We start from the raw sequence: 20,261 nt of genomic DNA, 5'->3' as shown, positions 1-20,261 counted from the left end.
TTATGCAACAAAGGATCACACACATAGGGATAGCGATTTTGTTACTGATGGCATGCAGGGAACCCTACGAACCTGAGCTAAGTAGTTTTGACCACAACATTTTGGTGGTGGAGGGATATATAGATATTGGAGAATCGCCCACACAATTCCGAATAAGCAGAACCAACCCCATTTATGGGGAAGTTGCCTCGGACCCACAAACTCAGGCACAAGTAAGTATAGAAGGCGAAAGGGAAGGAATATGGACCCTTCACAATCAGGGAGAAGGGATTTATACCTTAGAAGGTCCCCTGCCTCAAAACCAACCTTACAGACTCACCATTAATTTTGAAAACTCCTCATATGCATCTGCTTTTGTGGAACCGATCCTGACCCCTGAAATTGGACGAATAAATTTTGAGAAATCTAATGGAGGCATGAAAATCTATGCCAGTACCCAAGGAAATGAGGAAGCAAGGTATTTTTTATGGGGATATGAGGAAACCTGGATTTACCGAACCCCCTTCGTATCCTATTTCGAATATGACCTGGAATTGGGGGACTTTGTGAATCGAGACCAATTACTCTACCAGTGCTGGGATAACGAAACTTCCACCCGGGTGATCATGGAATCTTCGGAAAAGTACGAAAACAACAGCATCAACAACAAAGAATTGCTGGAAATCCCTGTTAATTCCGAAAAACTGGGGCAAAGGTACAGTATCTTGGTTCGGCAAAGGGCAATTGACAAGGATGCTTTTGCCTTTTGGGAGAACATCAGAAGGAATTCAGATGATATCGGAGATATTTTCAGCCCACTCCCCTCTTTTGTTAGGGGCAACATCAGCAATCTGAATCAAGCTGAGGAGCCCGTTATCGGATATGTAAGTGCAGGTATTTCCACCGAAAAAAGGATATTCATAGACCGGTCAGATGCACACCCATGGAATGCTATCATCCCAGAATACAGAGCATGTTTGGTAGATACTATAAGCATGGAAGATTATGAAAGGCATTTTCGGGTTTCGATTAATGTACCCCTTTACGAGTGGTGTGGAGACTTTTCCGCTGTATGTACTGCCTTCTTAGCCACCACCAGGAATTGTACAGATTGCCGGATGAGGGGTGGCACCATAGATCGACCCTCTTTTTGGGAAGACTTATCCTTTTGAAAAAGAAGCCTATGAAATCGAGCCTGTCCTGACGGCAGTCAGGGCATGACGAGCACGTCACACACTGGGATGCCCCGATAGCTATCGGGGAGATGCGAGATTCCCCCGAAACAAGTTCCCCGAAACAAGTTCGGGGCAGGCAGGGGCAGGCTATATGACCGCTGAAAAGAAATTATAAACATATGAAATGCCCATGAGAAAGTATTCTCACACATGGGGAGGATTATCCAGGGCATTCCATCTGACCATTGAAAAACAAATATAAACAGATGAAAAACCGTCTTTGTATTAGTATCGGAACTTTTATTGTAGCCTACTGGATACTGCCTCAGCTTATCTGTATGGCACAACAAGCTCAAATCAGGAACGAAAGGGTTCAGGTGTTTGTCTCTGATAGGCATTTAGTAACTGGGGAAGATCTGTGGCTTGACATCAATGTGTTTTTAAATGAAGCTCCCTCTCCGGTAAAAGTGGTTTATGCCGAAATATTGGACAGGGAAGGGACTTCTGTAAGCCAGCAGCTAATAGGTGTTTCCAAAGGCCATGCTAGGGGTTTTCTTCCAGTACCGGAAAACCTTGATACCGACAACTACCTATTAAGGGTTTATACCAGAAGCAGCCCTTATACTTCTGGAGAAACGGGGGTTTATCACGACATAATAGCGGTAATAAACCCTGAATCGGCACCAAATCCCAATGCACCCCTTCCCGATAAACAGCTGATTCCTAAGCCTTCAAGCCTGCTTAGCGTAGATAAAAAACAATATTCCACTCAAGAAAAAGTGGCCCTTAAAATCGAAAACATTCCTGTAAGAGAAAATGTAAGATTGGCGGTAAGACATACCATTCCCATCCAAGGAGAAAAGATGGACATTGACTGGGCTGATGTCTATACCGAGAAAGATTGGGAGGCCAAGCAAGCAATCCCAGAAATATATGGGCATGTTATCAAAGGTAGGACGGTCTCTACGCCAATAGATACTGCGGAGGTATTTTACCTTACTGCACACGGGGCTTCCTCCCACCTATTCATCACAAAACCGAATGAACAAGGGCAGCTTTTGTTTGAGACGGGGGCATTTCGGCATTATGATTATGTGGTCGTACAATCAGGAAAATCGCAAGACCAAGTAAATTTTGTTTTAGACTCCCCTTTTTGGCCGGCCGTGCCTAGAGAAAGCTTTCGGCTTCCAAGGCTGGTAGTAGATCCTGCACACAAAGAAAGAATTAAGGAAAGGATTTTGGCTAAATCCGTGAATCAATATTTTATTCCAAAATCCTATAACCCTCCACAGGACTTTGCCTCCGTAATCAACCCGGATAGGTCCTACTTGTTGGATGACTATAATCGATTTGATGATATAGCCACCGTAATCCGAGAATACGTCCCTCACGTACTGATAAGGAAACAAAATCGTAAAACTTTGTTTAGAACCTATAATAAACCGCACGAGAACATGTTTAAAAACAACCCTCTCCTCCTTATAGATGCTATGCCTGTTTTTGATGCGGATGCCTTTGCGGAACTCAATCCCAAAAATATCAAAAGGCTTGACCTGCTTACCAGGTATTTTTTTTACGAGAAGGAAACCTTTGAAGGAGTAATAAGCCTTACTTCTTTTGAAAATGACTTTGGGAAGTTTGACCTCCCCAAATCTGCGCTGTTTATCGAATATAAGGGGATTCAAGTTCCTGTGGAAAATGATTTCACTCGCCCTCCTTCTACGGCAAGAAAACCGGATTTCAGAAATATTTTGATATGGGAGCCTTCTCTTTCTCCGAAAAATGATTCAATTTCATTCACCACCTCCCAATTATCGGGGGAGTATCAGATCAATCTCAGCTTCCTACATCCTGATACCCAAGTCTGGGAAAACCACATTTTAAATTTTAGCGTGAAATAGAAACCACTAGTGGAATTTATATATTTGTTTAAAACCAAGTGTACGACTCCATGGGGCACTATCAAAAACATCGAATTTGGATTTTTTGCTGCTGCATTTTGCTGGGCAGTTGTGTGAACTTAAAAGAAGTAGGGGACTTCTCAAAGACCTCAAAGACTTCCATAGGAACTATTCAAAAAATCAATTTCGGGTTTGCTCAGGGTTGCAGGGATAGGTGCAGGATAGGGAGTATGGCTTCTTTCACCATACAAAGAGAGGAAGAGTGCGGATGTGAAACTTACCAGGAAGCGGACAGTGTTTTACTCAGGCTTCAATTAACCGTTCAGGGGTACTTTGACGGACTTGAAAAACTGAGCGGCAACCAGCTAACCCAATACGATCTCAGCGGTCCGAAAAGGGTTATGGTAGAAGGGGATTTTGGTGATTGGAGGATTTCCCCACAGGAAACAGAGGCATACAACCAGTTGGCAAGGGTCATTGTCAATGCCAGTACCGATGCCTTCAGAAGAAAAAGGCTGAGCCAATACATCGAAGAGGCAAACGCCCCTTTATTGGCTTTGTTGGAGAAAATGGAAATAGTGCTTAGAGGCAATCTTCAAGGCATACTTGACAACAGAAAATCCAGGCTTTACGGGTATTTCCAACGCCTTACGTTCAGTGAAAACCTGAGCGATTTTGAAACTGGCATGGCCACCAAAATATATTATGAGGAGTTGGACGAGATAAAAAAAATTGAAGCACAGATAGCTACTTCCAGTACTGCCCTGAGAAAGATATCCGAAGCACATCAGGTACTATTTGACAATAGGAGGCGTTTGACCGGAAAAGACCTTAAGGCCTTCACCAAACAATATCAAAGTGACCTTTCAGATCTAATTGTGGCCTTTAACCAACTTAGCCAGTAACCCGGATGGAAAAACTATCTGCAAAAGAGTCTAGGGAACTCGGAAAATACTACCATACGATGGGGAACTTGCTTCAGGATTTTCTATTTGCCAACTGGAATAAACTGGATGAAGCACAGCGAAAGCATCTAGACCAATGTATTTCCACCATTTTTCAACAGAGTGACGAAATGCTGGTGCATTCTACCCTTTTGGTCCTAGAAGAGGCCAAGTCTGATTTGGAGAAAATCCGGGGATTATGCCAAGGCATGGAAAAAACCGTGAAAGGTCTCGAAAACATCCAACAAGGAATCCACCTAGCTACTGCATTGGCAGGTCTTGGTTTGGCTATAATTTCAAAAAATCCTAAAGAAATAACGCAAAACATTCAAAATTTGGCTTCAGCCATGAAAAGCTAGTCTCCAGAACGAAAAAAAGGGGCAACCTTTCGGTATGCCCCTCGAAATTACCTTACAGTCGATACCCCGATCTATAGGGACGATGTAAATGTTTGCTCGCCTCTTGGTCATCCGGGAATTTTTCGTTCTTTGGATCCCACTTCAAGGGTCTATTCAGCTCATATGCAATATTACCCAAGGTACAGGTCACGCAGGTACTATGGCCTATTTCCACCGGAGTATTTGGATCCCTTCTTTGGATGATTGCATCGATAAAATCAAGGTGATGGGCTCTTCCACCACCTCCCTGTAAACTTTCCCCTTCCGCTATATCCGGGTAGAGGGAGGGGTCAGAGGCCTCGTAATGAGAACGTGATACTTCAATCCACCCGTCGCTCCCAAAGAACTTACACCCCCTGGTTTCTTTCTCATCAAAGGGTTGTTCGGTTACAGTCACCCCATTGGCATATTTAAAAGTAAGGTATTCTGTACTTCCATGTCCAGGAGGAATGATTTCAATAGGCCCGCTTCTATCAGCACCTATGGCCCATTGTGCAATGTCAAACATATGAGCTCCCCAGTCTGTGGTCAGGCCACCACCGGTTTCTTTATACCAACGCCAAGCTCCCCACATTTTTTCATTTTCAGGTGGATTAAGGGTAATAGGTGGGTTCAGCTCATGGTTAAAATGGATATCGGCATTCAATGGCCCTAACCACATTTCCCAATTCAGGTCTTGGGGTACTTCTTCCTTCGGAAGGTCAAAGGGTTTTGGAGGGCCACCTACACAGGCGTGTACCTCACTTACCTTTCCAATTCGTCCCTTATGCACCATTTTAACAGCATGCTGGAAATTAGCATAAGAACGCTGCATACTACCAGTGGCCAGGACTACATTGTTTTCCCTTACTGCCTTAATTAGCTCCTGCCCTTCCTTAATTGTAAAAGTGAGGGGTTTCTCCAAATAGATGTCCTTCTTCGCCTTACAGGAATCTATGGCCATTAAGGCATGCCAGTGATCGGGAGAAGCTATTACCACTGCATCAATGTCCTTTCGGGATAACAAGTCATGGTAGTTTTCGTAAATTTCCACCTCTACCTTCTTTCCTTCTTTGGCATAATGTTCATCAGCTTTTTGTTTGAACCTTTCTCTCTTTACGCCATAAACATCACACCCTGCCACTACCTCCACTCCGGGTATGGTTATAAAACTGTTCATCAAGCCGTTGTTTTGCCTGCCTAGTCCTATAAAACCAAGTCTTAGAGTTTCCGCTTTTCGGGCGAAAGCCAATTCGGAAGTGGGCTTTGCAAGGCTTAGAGTAGGTGTCAACCCTACCCCAGCCGCTCCTAACAATCCTGTACCCAAAAATTTTCTTCTGGAAAACCGGGAATTTTTTACTTTACTCATGTTTATGTTTGGTTTATTGTTTTCATTCTTGATTGAAATAAAGAGAGTTCAAAAGAAACCCATTCCATATCGAGGTTTTTTCAGGTCCACGATAGACAACAAACAAATCTCCCTGTCCTTGTTTAGGGCTTAACGGAAGCTCTACTTCTATCCATCTAGACTCCCCTTTTTTATCTGCCTTGGAAAGCTCTGGACTTTCACCTATTAATTCTCCTTCTTCACTTCCAAGTCTTAATTCCAGTTTGCCACTTGTATTGGCAGGATCCACCTCCATCACTACCTTGTAAATGCCCCTAAGGTCAATACTCTTAAACGCTAAAAACGCACTATCGGAAGTAAATTTAACAAGATAAGAGCCCTTGTTATTTGCTTTGGCTGCATCATGGGTGAGGTCAGCACTTGCCGCCAACACCTTTGCATACCTGAGCTGAAGATCATCTCTTCCAGGTATAGGATCCAGGCCTTCGGCACCTTTATCCAAGTAAGAGGCACTTAGAAAATAAGTACCCTTTTCCGGTCCATGTTTGTCGAGACTCAAGCTTCCACTCACCGGTAAATTGTGCAGTTCACCTGTAGCAGAACCCTGATTTACAGAAAGTATGTATTCCACCATCTGTATTACCTCTTTTTCTTCTAATTGGGGATGAGCAGGCATTAACCTGTCTCCCCATTCCCCACCGCCACCATGGATAATAGTACCTACAAGTCTATCCAACTCTTGATCGGAAATAGCCGAATACCTATGTGAAATCTCCTCAAATGAAGGCCCCACTGAGGCCTTCTGTAAGGCATGGCAGGCATAGCAATCACTTCCTTCCATTAGCACCTTACCGACAGGGCCGGAATGGGTTTGTTGATGGCCTGCTGTAGCCTGAATTTTGTCAAAGCCTTGAGCAAGATAGCTAAAAGTAAGCTGAATTTCCTCTTCAGCTATTTCACCTGTTTCCAAACGTCCATCTTCCCTGTCCGTAACCTTTACCCTATATTTCAAATTTTTCAGATCGTCCCAATAAAAGGAACGATTACCTTCAACCTCAAGCTGTACTTTTGGTGGTTCATTGCCCACTTGGATTTCTAAGCTGTTCCGCACTGAGACTCCGGATTGGTCAGTAACGGTAAGAACTGGCCTATAGATACCGGGTTTCTCAAAAACGTAAGTGGGATTGGGCTCATTGGACTGTTCCTGACCTGCTCCTACAAAGTCCCACGAATAGCTAAGTGTGTCCTCCTCATCATGATCCATGGTGCCTTCGCTGCTGAACTCCACCCTCAAGGGTGCCGCTCCCTTATTGGGGTTGACCGCTATATTCACTACCGGAGGTCTATTTCCCTCGCTGAAAGTAATGCGATATAGGCCTGCATCATCATTTTGTGCATTCCAAAAAGTGCCATATTCCAATACATATAGAGATCCATCTCTTCCAAATTGCATATCTATGGGTTTGTCAAATTTGGTATTGGACATAAAGGGTTCCATTTTTTGATAGTTCCCATCTTCATCCATAGTGACCAGAAAAATCCAGTTTCTCATCCAGTCATAGATGAATAACTTCCCGTCAAAATACTTTGGGAACTTAACCTCAGAATCCCTGTAGAGGTCAGAATAGAAAACCGGCCCAGCCATGGCATTTCTTCCTCCTTCTCCCAATTGCGGAAACTCCTCACTTTCATCATAGGGATACCAAATAAAGGCCTTTTGGGCTGGTGGCAGTTCCTTAACACCTGTGTTGTTGGGAGAATGATTTACGGGTAATGCAGTATCGTACTTGAAAATGCTTTCTTCCTTTACAAAATCATAATACCAGTATGGCTTGTTATCCCCAACGAAATAAGGCCATCCATAAAACCCAGCTTCTTTGGCTTGGTTAATTTCATCATATCCCTTTGGTCCCCTTTCTTGGTGGTCTTCAGCAGCATCAGGACCTACCTCTCCCCAATAAAGATACCCTTTCTTTGGATCTACAGAAATCCGAAAAGGGTTTCTATTGCCCAATACATAGATCTCCGGTCGGGTAGCAGGTGTGCCTTCGGGAAATAAATTTCCTTTCGGAATACTGTAAGTCCCGTCAGGTTTAGGTTTGATGCGAAGAATTCCCCCTCTCAAATCCATACTACTTCCAGAACTCCTCTGAGCATCGAAGGCCTCTGCTCTTCCGGGTCTTTCGTCTATGGGGTTATAATTGTCGGATTCAAATGGACTGGTATCGTCACCTAGCGAAAGAAAGAGGTTCCCGTTAGGGCCAAACTCTAAAGATCCACCGGAGTGACAACATCCCCTAAAAACAGGGATTTCCAACATCACCACTTCCGAGTTCCTACTCATTTTTCGGTCGTCGAAGGTAAACCTAGAAAGTCTATTTATGCTTTCGCTGCCAGCAGGTGAGTAATAAAGGTACATCCACCCATTTTGATCAAATTTGGGATCTAGGGCCATCCCCAACAGCCCATCTTCATGTTCCGGATAAACATCTAACTGACCCACCACTTCAGTTTCCCCCGTCTCACCATTATAAAGCTTAACCTTTCCTTTTCTCTCAATAAAAAACACCGAACCATCGGCTAATACCTCCAACTCCATTGGTTCATCCAGTTGTTCCACCAAAGTAATCTTAGTAAATCGATTATCCTCGGGCATCCTATGATCATATGGCCCTGGTGATTGACAGCCAAAGACAAAAATAAAGTACAAACTGGGGAACAAATACTGTCTAATGCTTATTAGGTTATTTATTAGGTTGATCATATTATTTACTGGAGATAGCCTCCCCATCGCACATGGTGGTGTTTTTTCAAAGTTAAAAATAAGGGTAAATACTGTTTATCAAAAGGACTTTTGGAAAATGCTGTTTCCTAGCTTCTTTTATTACAAACCTTACTAAATTAGGATAAGCAAGTGCCCTTATTCCTTAATAATCCGGAAGGTAAATATTTTTTGCCCTTCGCTTACCATTATCACATATACACCTTTAGGAAATGGAACCTCTAATTCATGATTTAAATCCTGAGTCGTTTTTTGGACTTTTACATTCTTAACCTGCCTTCCAGATGTAGAAAAGATTTCAAATGTAATCTCTCCGACATAGTCATTGCTTACTAGGATATTCAGCTTGTCCGAAACAGGGTTGGGGCCAATCCTATACCCTTGACGACTCAATGCAGGCTCACTTGGTAAACTGGAAATCGTAACAGGAGCAGAAATCCTGTTGCATTCATTATCAATAACGGCAACTTGATAGGTTCCTCCCTCTTCCGCAGATATTGAGCGGGAATTGGCTTCAGAAATAGGCTGGCCATTTCTATACCATTGGTATTGGCTGGCAGGAACTCTTGAAGTCAGGACAGCACCATTAGCGACAATTTCGGGTTGAGTAAGGGTATTTTGCCTAACCTGTATATTCCTTTCCAATACAGCGGTTCCACCTGGACCGGTGATCTCCAAAGTTATTGGATAGGTTCGTGAGTTACTGAATAAGTAAGTTGGTGACTGGGAAGTGGAAGTTCCGATGTTAGCAAAATTCCACCTATAGGCAGAAATATTTCCCTCAGAGGTATTAATGAACTCGGTTAAACCGCCGGCACAATTGAACCTCACTTCAAAATTGGGGAATAAAACATTCTCGCAATTCAAATTCAACCAGTTTTCAGCATTTGAAATTTGTGCATTTGGCCCAAGATTAACAACTGATTCCCCTACAAGGTCCACATTTTCCACATTCAAATTGGTGAAACAATATTTCCTATAGGGGGGATGCGTGATAATAGCCTTCCCATCGGCAGTGATAGTAGAAGTCCCGCTTCCTTCCTCTAGTTGCTCTATTTGTTCAACCAAGGTCAAGTTCTGCCCATTTGCCAAGGAAAGTAAAACCCCATTGGCTAGCTTTAGCCTGTCAATGGCCAGAGAAGGTTGCCGAAAACTAATACCCCCGCCTCTTAGGGTCAGTTCCGCGATATTTCCAATATTTTCCACTTCCAAATTACCTTGAACTACATTAAAAGTTCCCAGGGCATGTCTCCTTTGGTCACTGAAGTTTCCCTCCTGCCCTGAAAACTGGAAGTTAAATCCCTCTGTCATTCCTGATGTTTCAGCAATAGAAATAGTTTGGGAAAAATCAATTTGATTAACCCTACCTCTAATAGCGGATTCTCCCTCTAGAAGTAAACTCCCCACTGATAGTGTGCCCATATCCAATTCTACCTGTGCATTTTCCAGTCTTAAATCATTAATATCGGGCAGGGATAACACTCTCCACCTTCCTTCATTAATGGCAATGGAGACCTCCTCAAGGCTCAATTGACCAAAATCCAGGACATTTTCACTGGGATTCGAAGAGGCGAAAGTAATGGAGCCTCCCCGTATACTTACGTTTGGATTACTAGATCTTAAACCACTCTCTATGGTAAGATTATTGTTATTGAGGTTGATGTTCAAGGGTTGATTTCCGAAAAGATTTACACTGAATACGCTAGTGGCTGGTGGTACTCTAAGTTCCCCTTGACTGATAGGCCTATCCACCACCACCCTGGTACCCTCACTGGGCAGAATTCCCCCGGGTTGCCCATTGCTGCTCAATGACCAGTTCTCAGGGTTATCCCAGTTACCGTCTTCTCCGATATAATAAAGGGTGTTGAGTTGGCCATCCACCACTCCTGCGGATAAAACCAAACTAAAAGCTTGTCGGTTATTGCTCAAATTGCCTTTATGACTTACCCTTACGGTATATTGCTGGGCACTAGGGGTGTTTAGGACTACCTGCTCCACGTTGTCCCTGTTGTTGTCAACGGAATTTACTGCTACAGCATTTGCACCCTGGCTAAAATTGAGGCTCCAAGGGAAATACTCTGTACCATCTTCTCCGAAAATCCTGAGGTCAAGGTCGTTTACAAGCATTCTATCCCTGGGGTTAAGAGAGGGAGGTGGAGGTGTGCCAGCCGGATCTGTCCAGGCTATGGTAGCTTTTATAGGTTCTATTCCGTCGGAGATAAAGTCAAACTCATAGGTTTGGTTATTCTCAAGCACCAGCTCCCTGATAATCCGGCTTGAACTATTTTCATCAATGATAATTTGCCCAGCAGCTTCAGCATCCAGCACTCCCCATCCAAACATATAATCGGGGCCTGGGTTCATGCCAGCTTCTTTTGCAGTCTGTATAGCAAGGGCTTTCAGGGTGGCGGAACGCATGTACCTACCGGCATTTCTTTCTCTATACAATTCTTGCAAAAGTAAGAGCGAACCTGAAACATTGGGAGCCGCCATGGAAGTCCCACTTAGAGAACCATAGCTGTCCCCTCCTTCAGTGGTTATGGTGGAGCTGAATACGTTCACCCCCATGGCCACCAAGTCTGGCTTGACCCGCCCATCGTCCACAGGCCCCCAACTTGAAAAAGAACTCATCACCACGGAATTGGGTCCCGTGTAATTGGTGATGCCATTTACGGCACCCACCACTATGTTGTTTTTTGCCACTCCTTCAGGTCCTATGGAATCGTCAGGTCCATCAGAATCCCTAGAACCATCCCCGACTTCATTTCTGTCATTACCTGCTGCCCAAACTACGGTGTAATACGGCCTAGAGAAAGCCAATTCATCAATCTGTCTTGCCCTATTGGTATAAAAACCAAACCTATAGTCCTCATTGGGGCTAATACTCTCGTTACCTGCCCAAGCCCAGTTGTCATTACTATCCCTGAACCAACCTACCACTATGCCATAGGAGTGATTGGAAATCAGGTGCCCATCTGGCAAAGCATCAGGATCATAGGCGTTTTGCATCATCTTGGAAATATCTGCATCCCAGTTGAAGGCCCACCCCGTAGCAGCATTGGCCATGCCCCTAGCGTTGGCATTGTTGCCAGTGGCCAATATGGTACCCGTAACATGCGTAGCATGGTTACTGATAGTTTCGGTAGAACCATCTATCTGGGTAACCCTTCCCACAAATTCATTATGGTTAGCCCTTGGTCGGGTTTGGTCATAAATACCAATAACCATATTTTGGCCAGCTAGATTTAGTCCTAGACCGCCCCCAGACTGTAAGGCCCTTGTACCTGTGGTAATAGCAGCAGTCACATTGTGCGTAGTATAATAAACCGGGTGGTTTTCTCGATCCATGTATTGAAATTCGGCAACCTTACCATCCTCTAAAAACAATTTCAAAGGCACGTTAAATCTCTCTGCGATTTCAGCCTTTTGGTCTTTGCTAAGGCTGTAAGGTTGTACGTTCTGATTAAGTCTATCAAAAGTTTCCTTTCTCAACTCCTGAAGGCCATCATCCCCTGGCCTTAAGACCTGTGAAAAACCCTGTAAGCTTATTAGGAAATAGCTTACAAAAACCAGCAGCCAATATTTAATATTATTTGTTTTAGTCATGGTAATTTGCCCACTCTGGTTTCAATTTCCTAAGGCACTCTTGTCATGGTGGTGGTTCCACTATCTTCCGAACCATTACTCCAAGTAATCCTTATTACGCCATTCGCATCTACTGTACCTGTGCCATTAAACACATCCCCACCAAACACCACATCCGGTTGGTCTACTATAGAAATGACTCCACATAGCTCTGTGAAAATGGCGGGATTATCTTCACCCCCATAAACTTGAGAGTAAACACCTCCTGTAATATCCGAGATTCTGTATGTAAATGGTTCTATCTCCGTAATGGTTACCTGATAGTTGACGGTACCACCAGTACCCACATTCACTGTATTATAGGTTCCTGCAAGGTCAGAGGGACATGCAAGCCTGATTTCAATGGTTACGCTTTTATAATTAGCACTTATTTTGGTATCTCCGGCATCCAATATTTGAAGAATGAGATTGGGATCTTCATCTGTGCCTAGGTTGCCGGTCAAAATACTTATGGGTACATCTATAAAGCTGGAGTTTGGAGCTATCGTGTAAGTAGTAGAAGGCAGTGAATAATGCACTCCAGGAATAGCGGTAGATTCAGGGTCTGCCGCGATTAAAAGTTCAATGGGTTGGTCCACATGTGCTCCTACCAAATTTATCCTAACGGTGGTTTCATCCACCTGATTGTCAGACTCTTTCGTAAATATCCTCGTAATTGTGCCATTGGGTCTGGATGCCTCTTCAAATTCCACCTCATGCCCTTCCCACAGGATGGTAAACCCGGATTCTTCCATGCAGGAAGAAAACATACCCACCATGAACAAGAGGGATAAAACGAGGCTGCTTTTTACTGTCCTTTTCATCGCTAATATCCTGGGTTTTGAACCAATAATTCATTCAATTGAATCTGTGCCAACGGTAAATTTGAAAGGATTCGGTAATCGGTATAGGGCACTTCCAGAAAATCAGCATGTTTGGTAATATTCATCCCATTCCGTTTTAAGTCAAAGAACCTATGCCCCTCTAGGGCGAATTCTTGTCTACGTTCCAGCATAATCCGATTAAAAAGGGTTTGTCCAGTGATTACATTGTCAACAGGCCCCAGCCCTCTTTGCTCCCGCAAGGCATTAATGTCCTCCCTTGCTCCTGCAGGATTACTTTGGTACCTGGCTTCCGCTCGTATAAGGTACAATTCGGCCGCTCTAATAATTGGCAAGTTTTCTAGAAAATCTCCCTTATACCCTGTCCATTTCCTGCTGGCATAGACAGGGCCTTCTATACCATCCCTGGTGGTTTCTCTCCAGCAATCCCTCCTTACATCCCCTGTCTCATAGGTAGCGATAAGCTCATTTGACGCCCCTACGATAAACTGTGCAGCTGGGTCATTATCTGAAGTCAAAGAATTTAGAGAGTTATTCACTCCGTCCACCGTACTCCAGTCCACTTGTCTAAGTTCCAATTCAAATAAGGATTCTGGATGAGGGGCCCTAGAAAACCCCTGCACATACGCACCTGGAGGAGTAAGGCCTTCCCCATTTGAACGAAGGCCAAGCCGGATCATGGCCTCAGAGGCTGCCGCTTCCGCCTCTTGCATCCGGTTCCAGTAGAGGTACAGTCTGGCCAAAAGGGCAAAAGCTGCCCCCCTGTTTCCAAAGTAAACACCCTCAGAACCTAAAGGTACAAGAGGAAGTAAGGGTATTGCCTCGATAAGATCCCTTTCAATTTGTTCATATACTTCAAGTACAGTGACTCTTTCCCGAAAGTCTGCATCCGAGGCCACCAAGGTGGGTGAGAGCCTTAAGATTGGCCCCAAATTGAAACCATCTACTTCCCTGCCTGGCTCGTACCCATATACCCTGCATAAATCAAAGTAAAACAAGGCTCTCATAAAGAAGGCCTCCCCTTTGATGATTGATTTTTGGTCTTCCTCACCGGTTACATTTTCATCGTCAATACCTGCAATGATCAAGTTGGCATCGTTGATCCCACCAAAGACATTGGAGTTCCACAAATTAATGTGATCCCTGTCCCCGTTCGTCTCCTCTCCCTGGTACCTTCCTGTATTTGCCACCAATCTTAAGTTATCGGCCAAAATTTCAGGAGCAATCATCATTTGCTGACCATAATAATTAAAGCTAGTGGCACGATTATACATGGAATTGGAAACAGCAAAATAGCCGGAGATATCGTTCAGGGCCTGTTCAGGAGTAAGACTTTGCCTTGGAGTAGTTTCCAGATCGGTACAGGAGAAAACCGCGACCGTCAAGGTCAACAAAATGGAGTAGATAATTTGCTTGTTTTCCATAACCCTTTAGAAATTCACGTTTATGCCTGCGGTGATTTGTTTGGAATTGGGATAAGTACCATAGGTGGACCCTCCTATGGAGTTCACTTCTGGATCCAGTCCATTGTATTTCGTCCAGGTAAGGAGATTCAATCCTTGCACGAACACCGAAGCCTGATCTATTCCCGCCTTTCTGAGCATCTGCATAGGTAATTCATAATTCAAAGTAACTTGCTTCAGCCTCACATAGCTGGCATCTGAAATCTGTTTGGTGGAAAATTGCTGGTACCCCGAATGACCCGGTATCCTCCCCCCTTCATAGGGTTTCGGGATGTTGGTGATATCACCTGGCCTCCTCCAGAAATAAATTTGATCCACAGTCTGGTTATCCTGACCTATGGATCCTGCCTGGGCCAAATTGTACAAATCCTGGTTAAAAGCCAAGTTGCCATATTGGTATTGGAAAAACACCTCCAGAGACAATGGTCCATAGGAAAAGGTGTTCGAAAGCCCACCAAAATTCCATGGCAAAGCACTTCCTATGTACTTCTGATCATCGTCGGACAACAAATAGGTGTATTCCCCATGTTCGTCAAAATACATAGGTGCTCCGTTGGCAGGATTCACCCCTGCATATTCATAGGCATAATAAAAGTCAATGGGTTTCCCCACAATCAAATCATTCCCCAGGCGGTCCAGCCCTTCATATAATTCCAAAAGCTCGTTGGAAAAGATGGAAATATTGAATGCAGTATTCCATCTGAATTTACCCTTCACTACATTGGTGGTCTGCAAATCAAAGTCAATGCCTTGATTCCTCACCTTACCGGTATTCCTGGTAATAGAACCAAAACCGGAGTCTATTGGGAGCTGGGTCTCAAAAAGTAATTTTCTGCTATCCTTTCTCCACACGTCCACCGTAGCTATAATTCTGCCATTGAACAAGGTGGCATCAACCCCAAAATTGGTGGAGGCAGACTCCTCCCAAGTCAGCAAATCATTTCCCAACTGGCTGAAGCGCAAAGCTCCTGAACCGAAATACTGACCCGCAGAACCTATAAGTGTCCTTGCTTGGAAATTTCCAATATTGGAATTCCCGGTAATGCCGTAGGATGCCCTCATCCTTAGGTTGTCCACCCATTGGGCATTTTGCATAAATCTTTCTGAAGAAATCCTCCAACCTGCGGATATTGCCCCAAAATTTCCCCAGCGGGTGTTCGTCCCAAAACGGGAAGAACCATCCCTTCTCAAGGTTAGGTCAAAGGTGTAACGATCGTCATAGTCATATTTGGCCTGTGAAAAAAAACCGGAGCGTCTAAACTCTGTGTAAAAGCCCCCCACATCGAAGGGAACCGCTGCATTTTGCAAGTACCTTAAAATTGGGTTCGGAAACCCCCTACCTGTAGCCGTGTTGGATTCGGAAGTTTCCGCTTTATACTCGTACCCCAATATCCCCGAAATAGTATGTACTTCGTTGAAACTTTTGTTTACGTTGAAGTTGGCATTGGCATTGGTATTAACTATTCGGCGATCGGTAAATGTGGAAGACCCCCCGTAGGCCGCAAAGGCGGGAATGGTAGAAGGCCTATTGTTTTCATCCCTATTGTCAGAAAAATCTATACCCCCAAAAGTGGTTAAGCCTAACCAAGGGAGAATCTGATAGGTCATCTGCAAGTTGGAAACGGATTGATAAGTAGTGGCCCTTCTCAATTCCTGATTCACCCCCTGTACAATATTGTATCCGAACAAATGTTCACTAGGGTAAGGCGCGTAATTGCCATCTTCATCATAAATGGGCACATTCGGTCTTGCCACATATCCCGCTACAAAAGGGCTGTTGACAAAATTACCCCTGTCAATACTGCCATTGGTTATTTGTTGGGAAAGAGAAAGGTTGGCGTTTATGGTGAATCGCTCGTTTGCCCTGTGGGTAAGGTTCATCCTTCCCGTGGATCTTTGGTAATCAGACATGATGATCTGGCCTTCTTGGAAGGTATGGGATCCAGAGATGAAAAACTGTGTTCGTTCATCCCCCCCAGACATAGAAACATCGTAAATACTTAGCCTGCCCTCCCTGTATAGCGCATCCACCCAATCTGTACTTTCCGAATCCCTGTCCCCCGGACTCCCGTATATCTGCGCAGCATCCGCGGGGTTCAGTCCTGCATTGATATAGGCTTGCCGCTTTATGGAGGCAAGTTGGTTGGCATTCATCACATCATATAATTCAATGGGCTGAACGACTCCTTCTTGTACACTTACCCTTACATTTGTCTTTCCTTGTTTCCCCCTTTTGGTGGTAATAAGCACTACCCCATTAGCAGCCTGGGCCCCATAAATGGAGGCTGCGGCTGCATCTTTAAAAACTTCTATGGATTCGATATCGTTCGGATTGATGGAGGCAAGTGCATTTTGCGAGCCTTGTCCTGAAAGCCCGCCAGAAGCAATTTGTACCCCATCCACAATATAAAGTGGCTGCGTGCCGGCATTGATGGAACCTACACCCCTTATCCGCACATTCAGAGTCCCCCCTGGCTGGCCTGATCCAGCCGTGACCTGCACCCCAGCTACCCTTCCCTGCATGGCCCTATCGAAAGACTGCATAGGCAAATCCTGAAAAATCTCACCCTTAACCGACGCAATAGCACCCGTTACTTCCCTTCGGGTCTGGTCCCCATAGGCGGTAACCACATATTCATCCAAAGAGGTTATTGCAGGCTCCAAGGCAACGTTTATTTCGTTTCTGTTCCCTATATCCACCTCTTGGGTTTGAAGTCCCACAAACCTATACACCAAAATATTCCGGTCGGAAGGAACACCAATTTCGTAATTCCCATCCAAGTCGGTAATCGTACCTTGAGAAGTACCTTTTATAACCACAGTAACCCCAGGTATGGGCTGCCCATCCTCTGCTGAGGTAACAGTTCCCCGTACCAACCTGCTCTGGGCCTGCACTCCCAATGATGTCAAGATGATTAAGATAATTGCAAGTAAATTTTTCCTCATATAAGCAGTTTGCGGTTAAAGAGCTATTAATATACGAAACATAAAGACTTATAGGTGATAAACACTCATCTGTAGCAGTTTTTTTCCAAGGTGGGCAAATCCTTTTTTTATGTGGTGGTTTTAATTAGGTGAATTTTTATTTTCTCGTAAACTTTGTTTAATTTAATAAGAGTGAGCGTCGCCGATTAATACGTTTAACAGCATTTAACAGCACCTCAGAATAAACGCTATATTAACGATTCAGTTTGAATTTTATGATTTAATTCAAAAAAAAGTATTTCATAACCTGAATAATGAAAAATTAGTTGTTCAGTTTAAAGAATAATTACCTCAATTCTTCTATTCAATGCTCTGTTTTCCTCTGTTTCATTGTCTTTTAGGGGTTTCTTGTCTCCTCTTCCTACAGTCTCCAAACGGTTTTCCCCAATGCCAAGCTTCATCAAGTATTCCTTAACAGCCAACGCCCTTTTCAAACTGAGGTTTTCATTATAGGATGATCCCCCCACATTGTCGGTATGGCCTTCTATAAGGATATTTACTTCGGGATGTTCCTGAAGAAACTTCATCAACCGACTCAATGAGCTTATGGACTCGGGTTTCAAATCAGCCTTATCAAAATCAAAGAAGATATTCTCAAACACGAAGTTCTTACCGCTTTCCACAGGTTCCAATTCTATGGAGAGGTTCTTCCTGTTTTTTAGGCTATCCCTTTCCACATTATAGATACGAGGCAAGAACCCCTTTTTCTCCACATACAAGCCTGAAATCCCTTTGTCGGGATATAGCATCACGAAATCCCCGGTTTTTCCGTCAGACCTGAATTCATACATGGTGCTGTCGTTGGAAAGATTGACCAATGAAAGTTTTGCATCCACTGGTTTACCGCTTTTTGCGTCCAATACCCTACCTTCCGTTACGAGGATCTTTTCTCCCAAGTCAATGGACTCAGGAAATTTAAACCGATAAAGAAAGGAGCTGTCTGGCTTACCTTCAATAAAAGCATTTTGGGTATAATAAGCATAATCCTTTTGGGCTGTAATAAATAAGGCCAATTGGTCATTGTGGTCGTTGATGGGATAACCCAGGTTCATTGGAGGGCCAAATTCCTTCCCATCAAACTTCGATACAAAAATATCCTTGCCTCCAAACCCCATATGGCCATCAGAAGCGAAAAACAACATTTCATTATTAAAAAAGATAAACGGAGAAACTTCGTCTTTGGGAGTATTCACATTTTCCCCCAGGTTTCTGGCCTCCGACCAGCCACCGCCAGACAATCTCTCGGTAAACCAAATATCATTGCCCCCATGGCCTTCCCTTCTATTCGAGGAAAAAAAGAGCACACTACCATCCGCGGATAAGGAAGGTTGAGAATCCCAATACCTTGAATTCACATTTTTGCCCATGTTAGCAGGCTTTTGCCATACCCCATTTACCCGTTGGGTAAGGTAAAGATCACAGGACCCAAATGAATCCGGGGTATCACAGGAGGTGAAAATAAGGATATTACCATCTGCTGAAATCGTGCAGGTACCTTCATTGTACCGGGTGTTGATGGCTTGGGAAATCGACTGGGGTTCGGTCCAACTTTCACCATCATAGTATGAAACATAAATATCCTCGTTATCTTGGTTCTGTAGCCCATCCCTTTTGGTAAACAATATCTTCTTTGAATCTGCGGTAAGAACTGGGAAGTATTGCAACCTAAACCGGTTCAAGGGTTCCTCAAGTCTTTCCTTGGTAATAGCCAAAGGCTCGGAAAGGTGGGTGGAAATAAAGTCTAGTTGCTCTTTGCTTTTTCTATAGCTATCTGAAGCCTTAAAGCTGTCATCCATATAGGCAGAGGATTCTTCCAATTTTTCAATGGCTTTTTCAAACTCCCCCATACCTAAATAAACCTGCACGATCAGCCATCCAAATCTTCCCTTGAAAGGTACTTCTTTATTTGGTTTAACCCTTCTTTCCCCTTTTTCGGCGATTTCCAGGGACTGCTGGTGCAGTCCTTTGGTGAGCAATACCTGAGAATGCCTGAGATAAGCCTCAAAAAAATCAGAACTCCTTTCATAGGCTGCTTGGAAGTTGGCCATCGCTTCGTCCAGTTGCCTCCTGAGCAGAAACTGCTCCCCATCTTCAAAAAACTTGATAGCCCTACGGTCAATAATGGAATACTCCTGAGCAAATAGTCCGTTTACCAGCAGCACCATAAGAAACCCCCAAATCAATACAGCCTTTTTCATCCATTAAGGTATATCCATGAACTTATGAGTCTGGAGTGAAATTTGCCACTCCGGGTGATTTTTCACATAAGTTATGATTTTTTCCATAAACTTGGAAGATTTTGACCACTCGGGTTGTAGTAACTTTACACACCCCTCTCTTACTTTTGCGGCATGTGTTTCTGCAAACTCGAAATCAGAGGAATGGAAAACCACAACTTTTAATTCATCCGCCTTATCATATATCCCCTCATGAGGCGATTTGAACTTTTTGGGAGAAAAGCAGACCCAGTCAAATTCTCCCGAATAAGGATGGGCTCCAGAGGTTTCTATATTAACCTTGAATCCTTTATCCTTAAGCAACTTGGTAAGAGGCCCCAAATCATACATCAGAGGTTCACCACCTGTGATAACGGCGAGTCGTGCGGGATATTTTAATGCTTCAGCCACAATTTCTTCCACTTCTATGAGTGGCCATTTCCCAGCTTCCCAAGATTCCTTTACGTCGCACCATACACAGCCCACATCACATCCCCCCAATCTGATAAAATAAGCGGGATGACCAGTAAAACTTCCTTCCCCCTGTATGGTATAGAAGGCTTCCATTAAGGGCAACCGCGTTCCTTGGGCTACCTGTTCTTGTTTCTGCATATTAAATTTTTGA

General features: G+C 44.0%; 12 protein-coding genes. 4 read left to right on the top strand and 8 right to left on the bottom strand.

The genetic code is table 11. The features are described 5' to 3' along the window. The first annotated feature begins 2 nt into the window (after window positions 1-2). The 4 genes from DB520_RS07935 to DB520_RS07920 all read left to right on the top strand — a co-directional run bounded on the left by DB520_RS07935 (window position 3) and on the right by DB520_RS07920 (window position 4,358). A complete protein-coding gene (locus tag DB520_RS07935; protein ID WP_114749153.1) occupies window positions 3-1,151 on the top strand; it encodes a DUF4249 domain-containing protein in 1,149 nt (382 codons plus the stop codon). 269 nt (window positions 1,152-1,420) lie between these two features. Beyond that, on the top strand, window positions 1,421-3,055 hold the full coding sequence (locus DB520_RS07930) for a hypothetical protein (RefSeq protein ID WP_114749152.1): 1,635 nt from the start codon (window positions 1,421-1,423) through the stop codon (window positions 3,053-3,055). Window positions 3,056-3,168: 113 nt separating this feature from the next. Beyond that, on the top strand, window positions 3,169-3,960 hold the full coding sequence (locus tag DB520_RS07925) for a hypothetical protein (RefSeq protein ID WP_157971981.1): 792 nt from the start codon (window positions 3,169-3,171) through the stop codon (window positions 3,958-3,960). A 5-nt stretch (window positions 3,961-3,965) separates the two neighbouring features. Further along, window positions 3,966-4,358, top strand: a complete 393-nt coding sequence (locus DB520_RS07920) for a hypothetical protein (protein ID WP_114749150.1) — start codon at window positions 3,966-3,968, stop codon at window positions 4,356-4,358. A 52-nt stretch (window positions 4,359-4,410) separates the two neighbouring features. Here DB520_RS07920 and DB520_RS07915 read toward each other — a convergent pair whose 3' ends face one another. The 8 genes from DB520_RS07915 to DB520_RS07880 all read right to left on the bottom strand — a co-directional run bounded on the left by DB520_RS07915 (window position 4,411) and on the right by DB520_RS07880 (window position 20,248). Beyond that, entirely contained in the window at window positions 4,411-5,745 is a 1,335-nt protein-coding gene (locus DB520_RS07915) for a Gfo/Idh/MocA family protein (protein WP_114749149.1), read from the bottom strand. Window positions 5,746-5,767: 22 nt separating this feature from the next. Continuing rightward, window positions 5,768-8,488, bottom strand: coding sequence for a PQQ-dependent sugar dehydrogenase (locus DB520_RS07910; RefSeq protein ID WP_198675270.1), 2,721 nt, complete (start codon window positions 8,486-8,488; stop codon window positions 5,768-5,770). A gap of 156 nt (window positions 8,489-8,644) precedes the next feature. Then, the gene (locus DB520_RS07905; RefSeq protein WP_114749147.1) at window positions 8,645-12,112 is read right to left on the bottom strand and encodes a S8 family serine peptidase; all 3,468 of its coding nucleotides are present in this window, start codon (window positions 12,110-12,112) and stop codon (window positions 8,645-8,647) included. Window positions 12,113-12,141: 29 nt separating this feature from the next. Next, window positions 12,142-12,954, bottom strand: a complete 813-nt coding sequence (locus DB520_RS07900) for a DUF4843 domain-containing protein (RefSeq protein WP_114749146.1) — start codon at window positions 12,952-12,954, stop codon at window positions 12,142-12,144. A 2-nt stretch (window positions 12,955-12,956) separates the two neighbouring features. Continuing rightward, a complete protein-coding gene (locus DB520_RS07895; protein WP_114749145.1) occupies window positions 12,957-14,396 on the bottom strand; it encodes a RagB/SusD family nutrient uptake outer membrane protein in 1,440 nt (479 codons plus the stop codon). A 6-nt stretch (window positions 14,397-14,402) separates the two neighbouring features. Further along, entirely contained in the window at window positions 14,403-17,381 is a 2,979-nt protein-coding gene (locus tag DB520_RS07890; RefSeq protein ID WP_114749144.1) for a SusC/RagA family TonB-linked outer membrane protein, read from the bottom strand. A gap of 314 nt (window positions 17,382-17,695) precedes the next feature. Next, window positions 17,696-19,618 (bottom strand): OmpA family protein, encoded by a 1,923-nt coding sequence (locus DB520_RS07885; RefSeq protein WP_114749143.1) that lies wholly within the window; start codon window positions 19,616-19,618, stop codon window positions 17,696-17,698. A 3-nt stretch (window positions 19,619-19,621) separates the two neighbouring features. Next, complete coding sequence (locus tag DB520_RS07880) at window positions 19,622-20,248, bottom strand: 7-carboxy-7-deazaguanine synthase QueE (protein WP_114749142.1); 627 nt, start codon at window positions 20,246-20,248, stop codon at window positions 19,622-19,624. Window positions 20,249-20,261: the final 13 nt, after the last annotated feature.

The sequence above is a fragment of the Pleomorphovibrio marinus genome (assembly GCF_003347495.1).
GTDB lineage: Bacteria > Bacteroidota > Bacteroidia > Cytophagales > Cyclobacteriaceae > Pleomorphovibrio > Pleomorphovibrio marinus.
The sequence above is the reverse complement of the archived record's forward strand: the minus strand, read 5'-3'. Positions and strand labels throughout refer to the sequence as shown.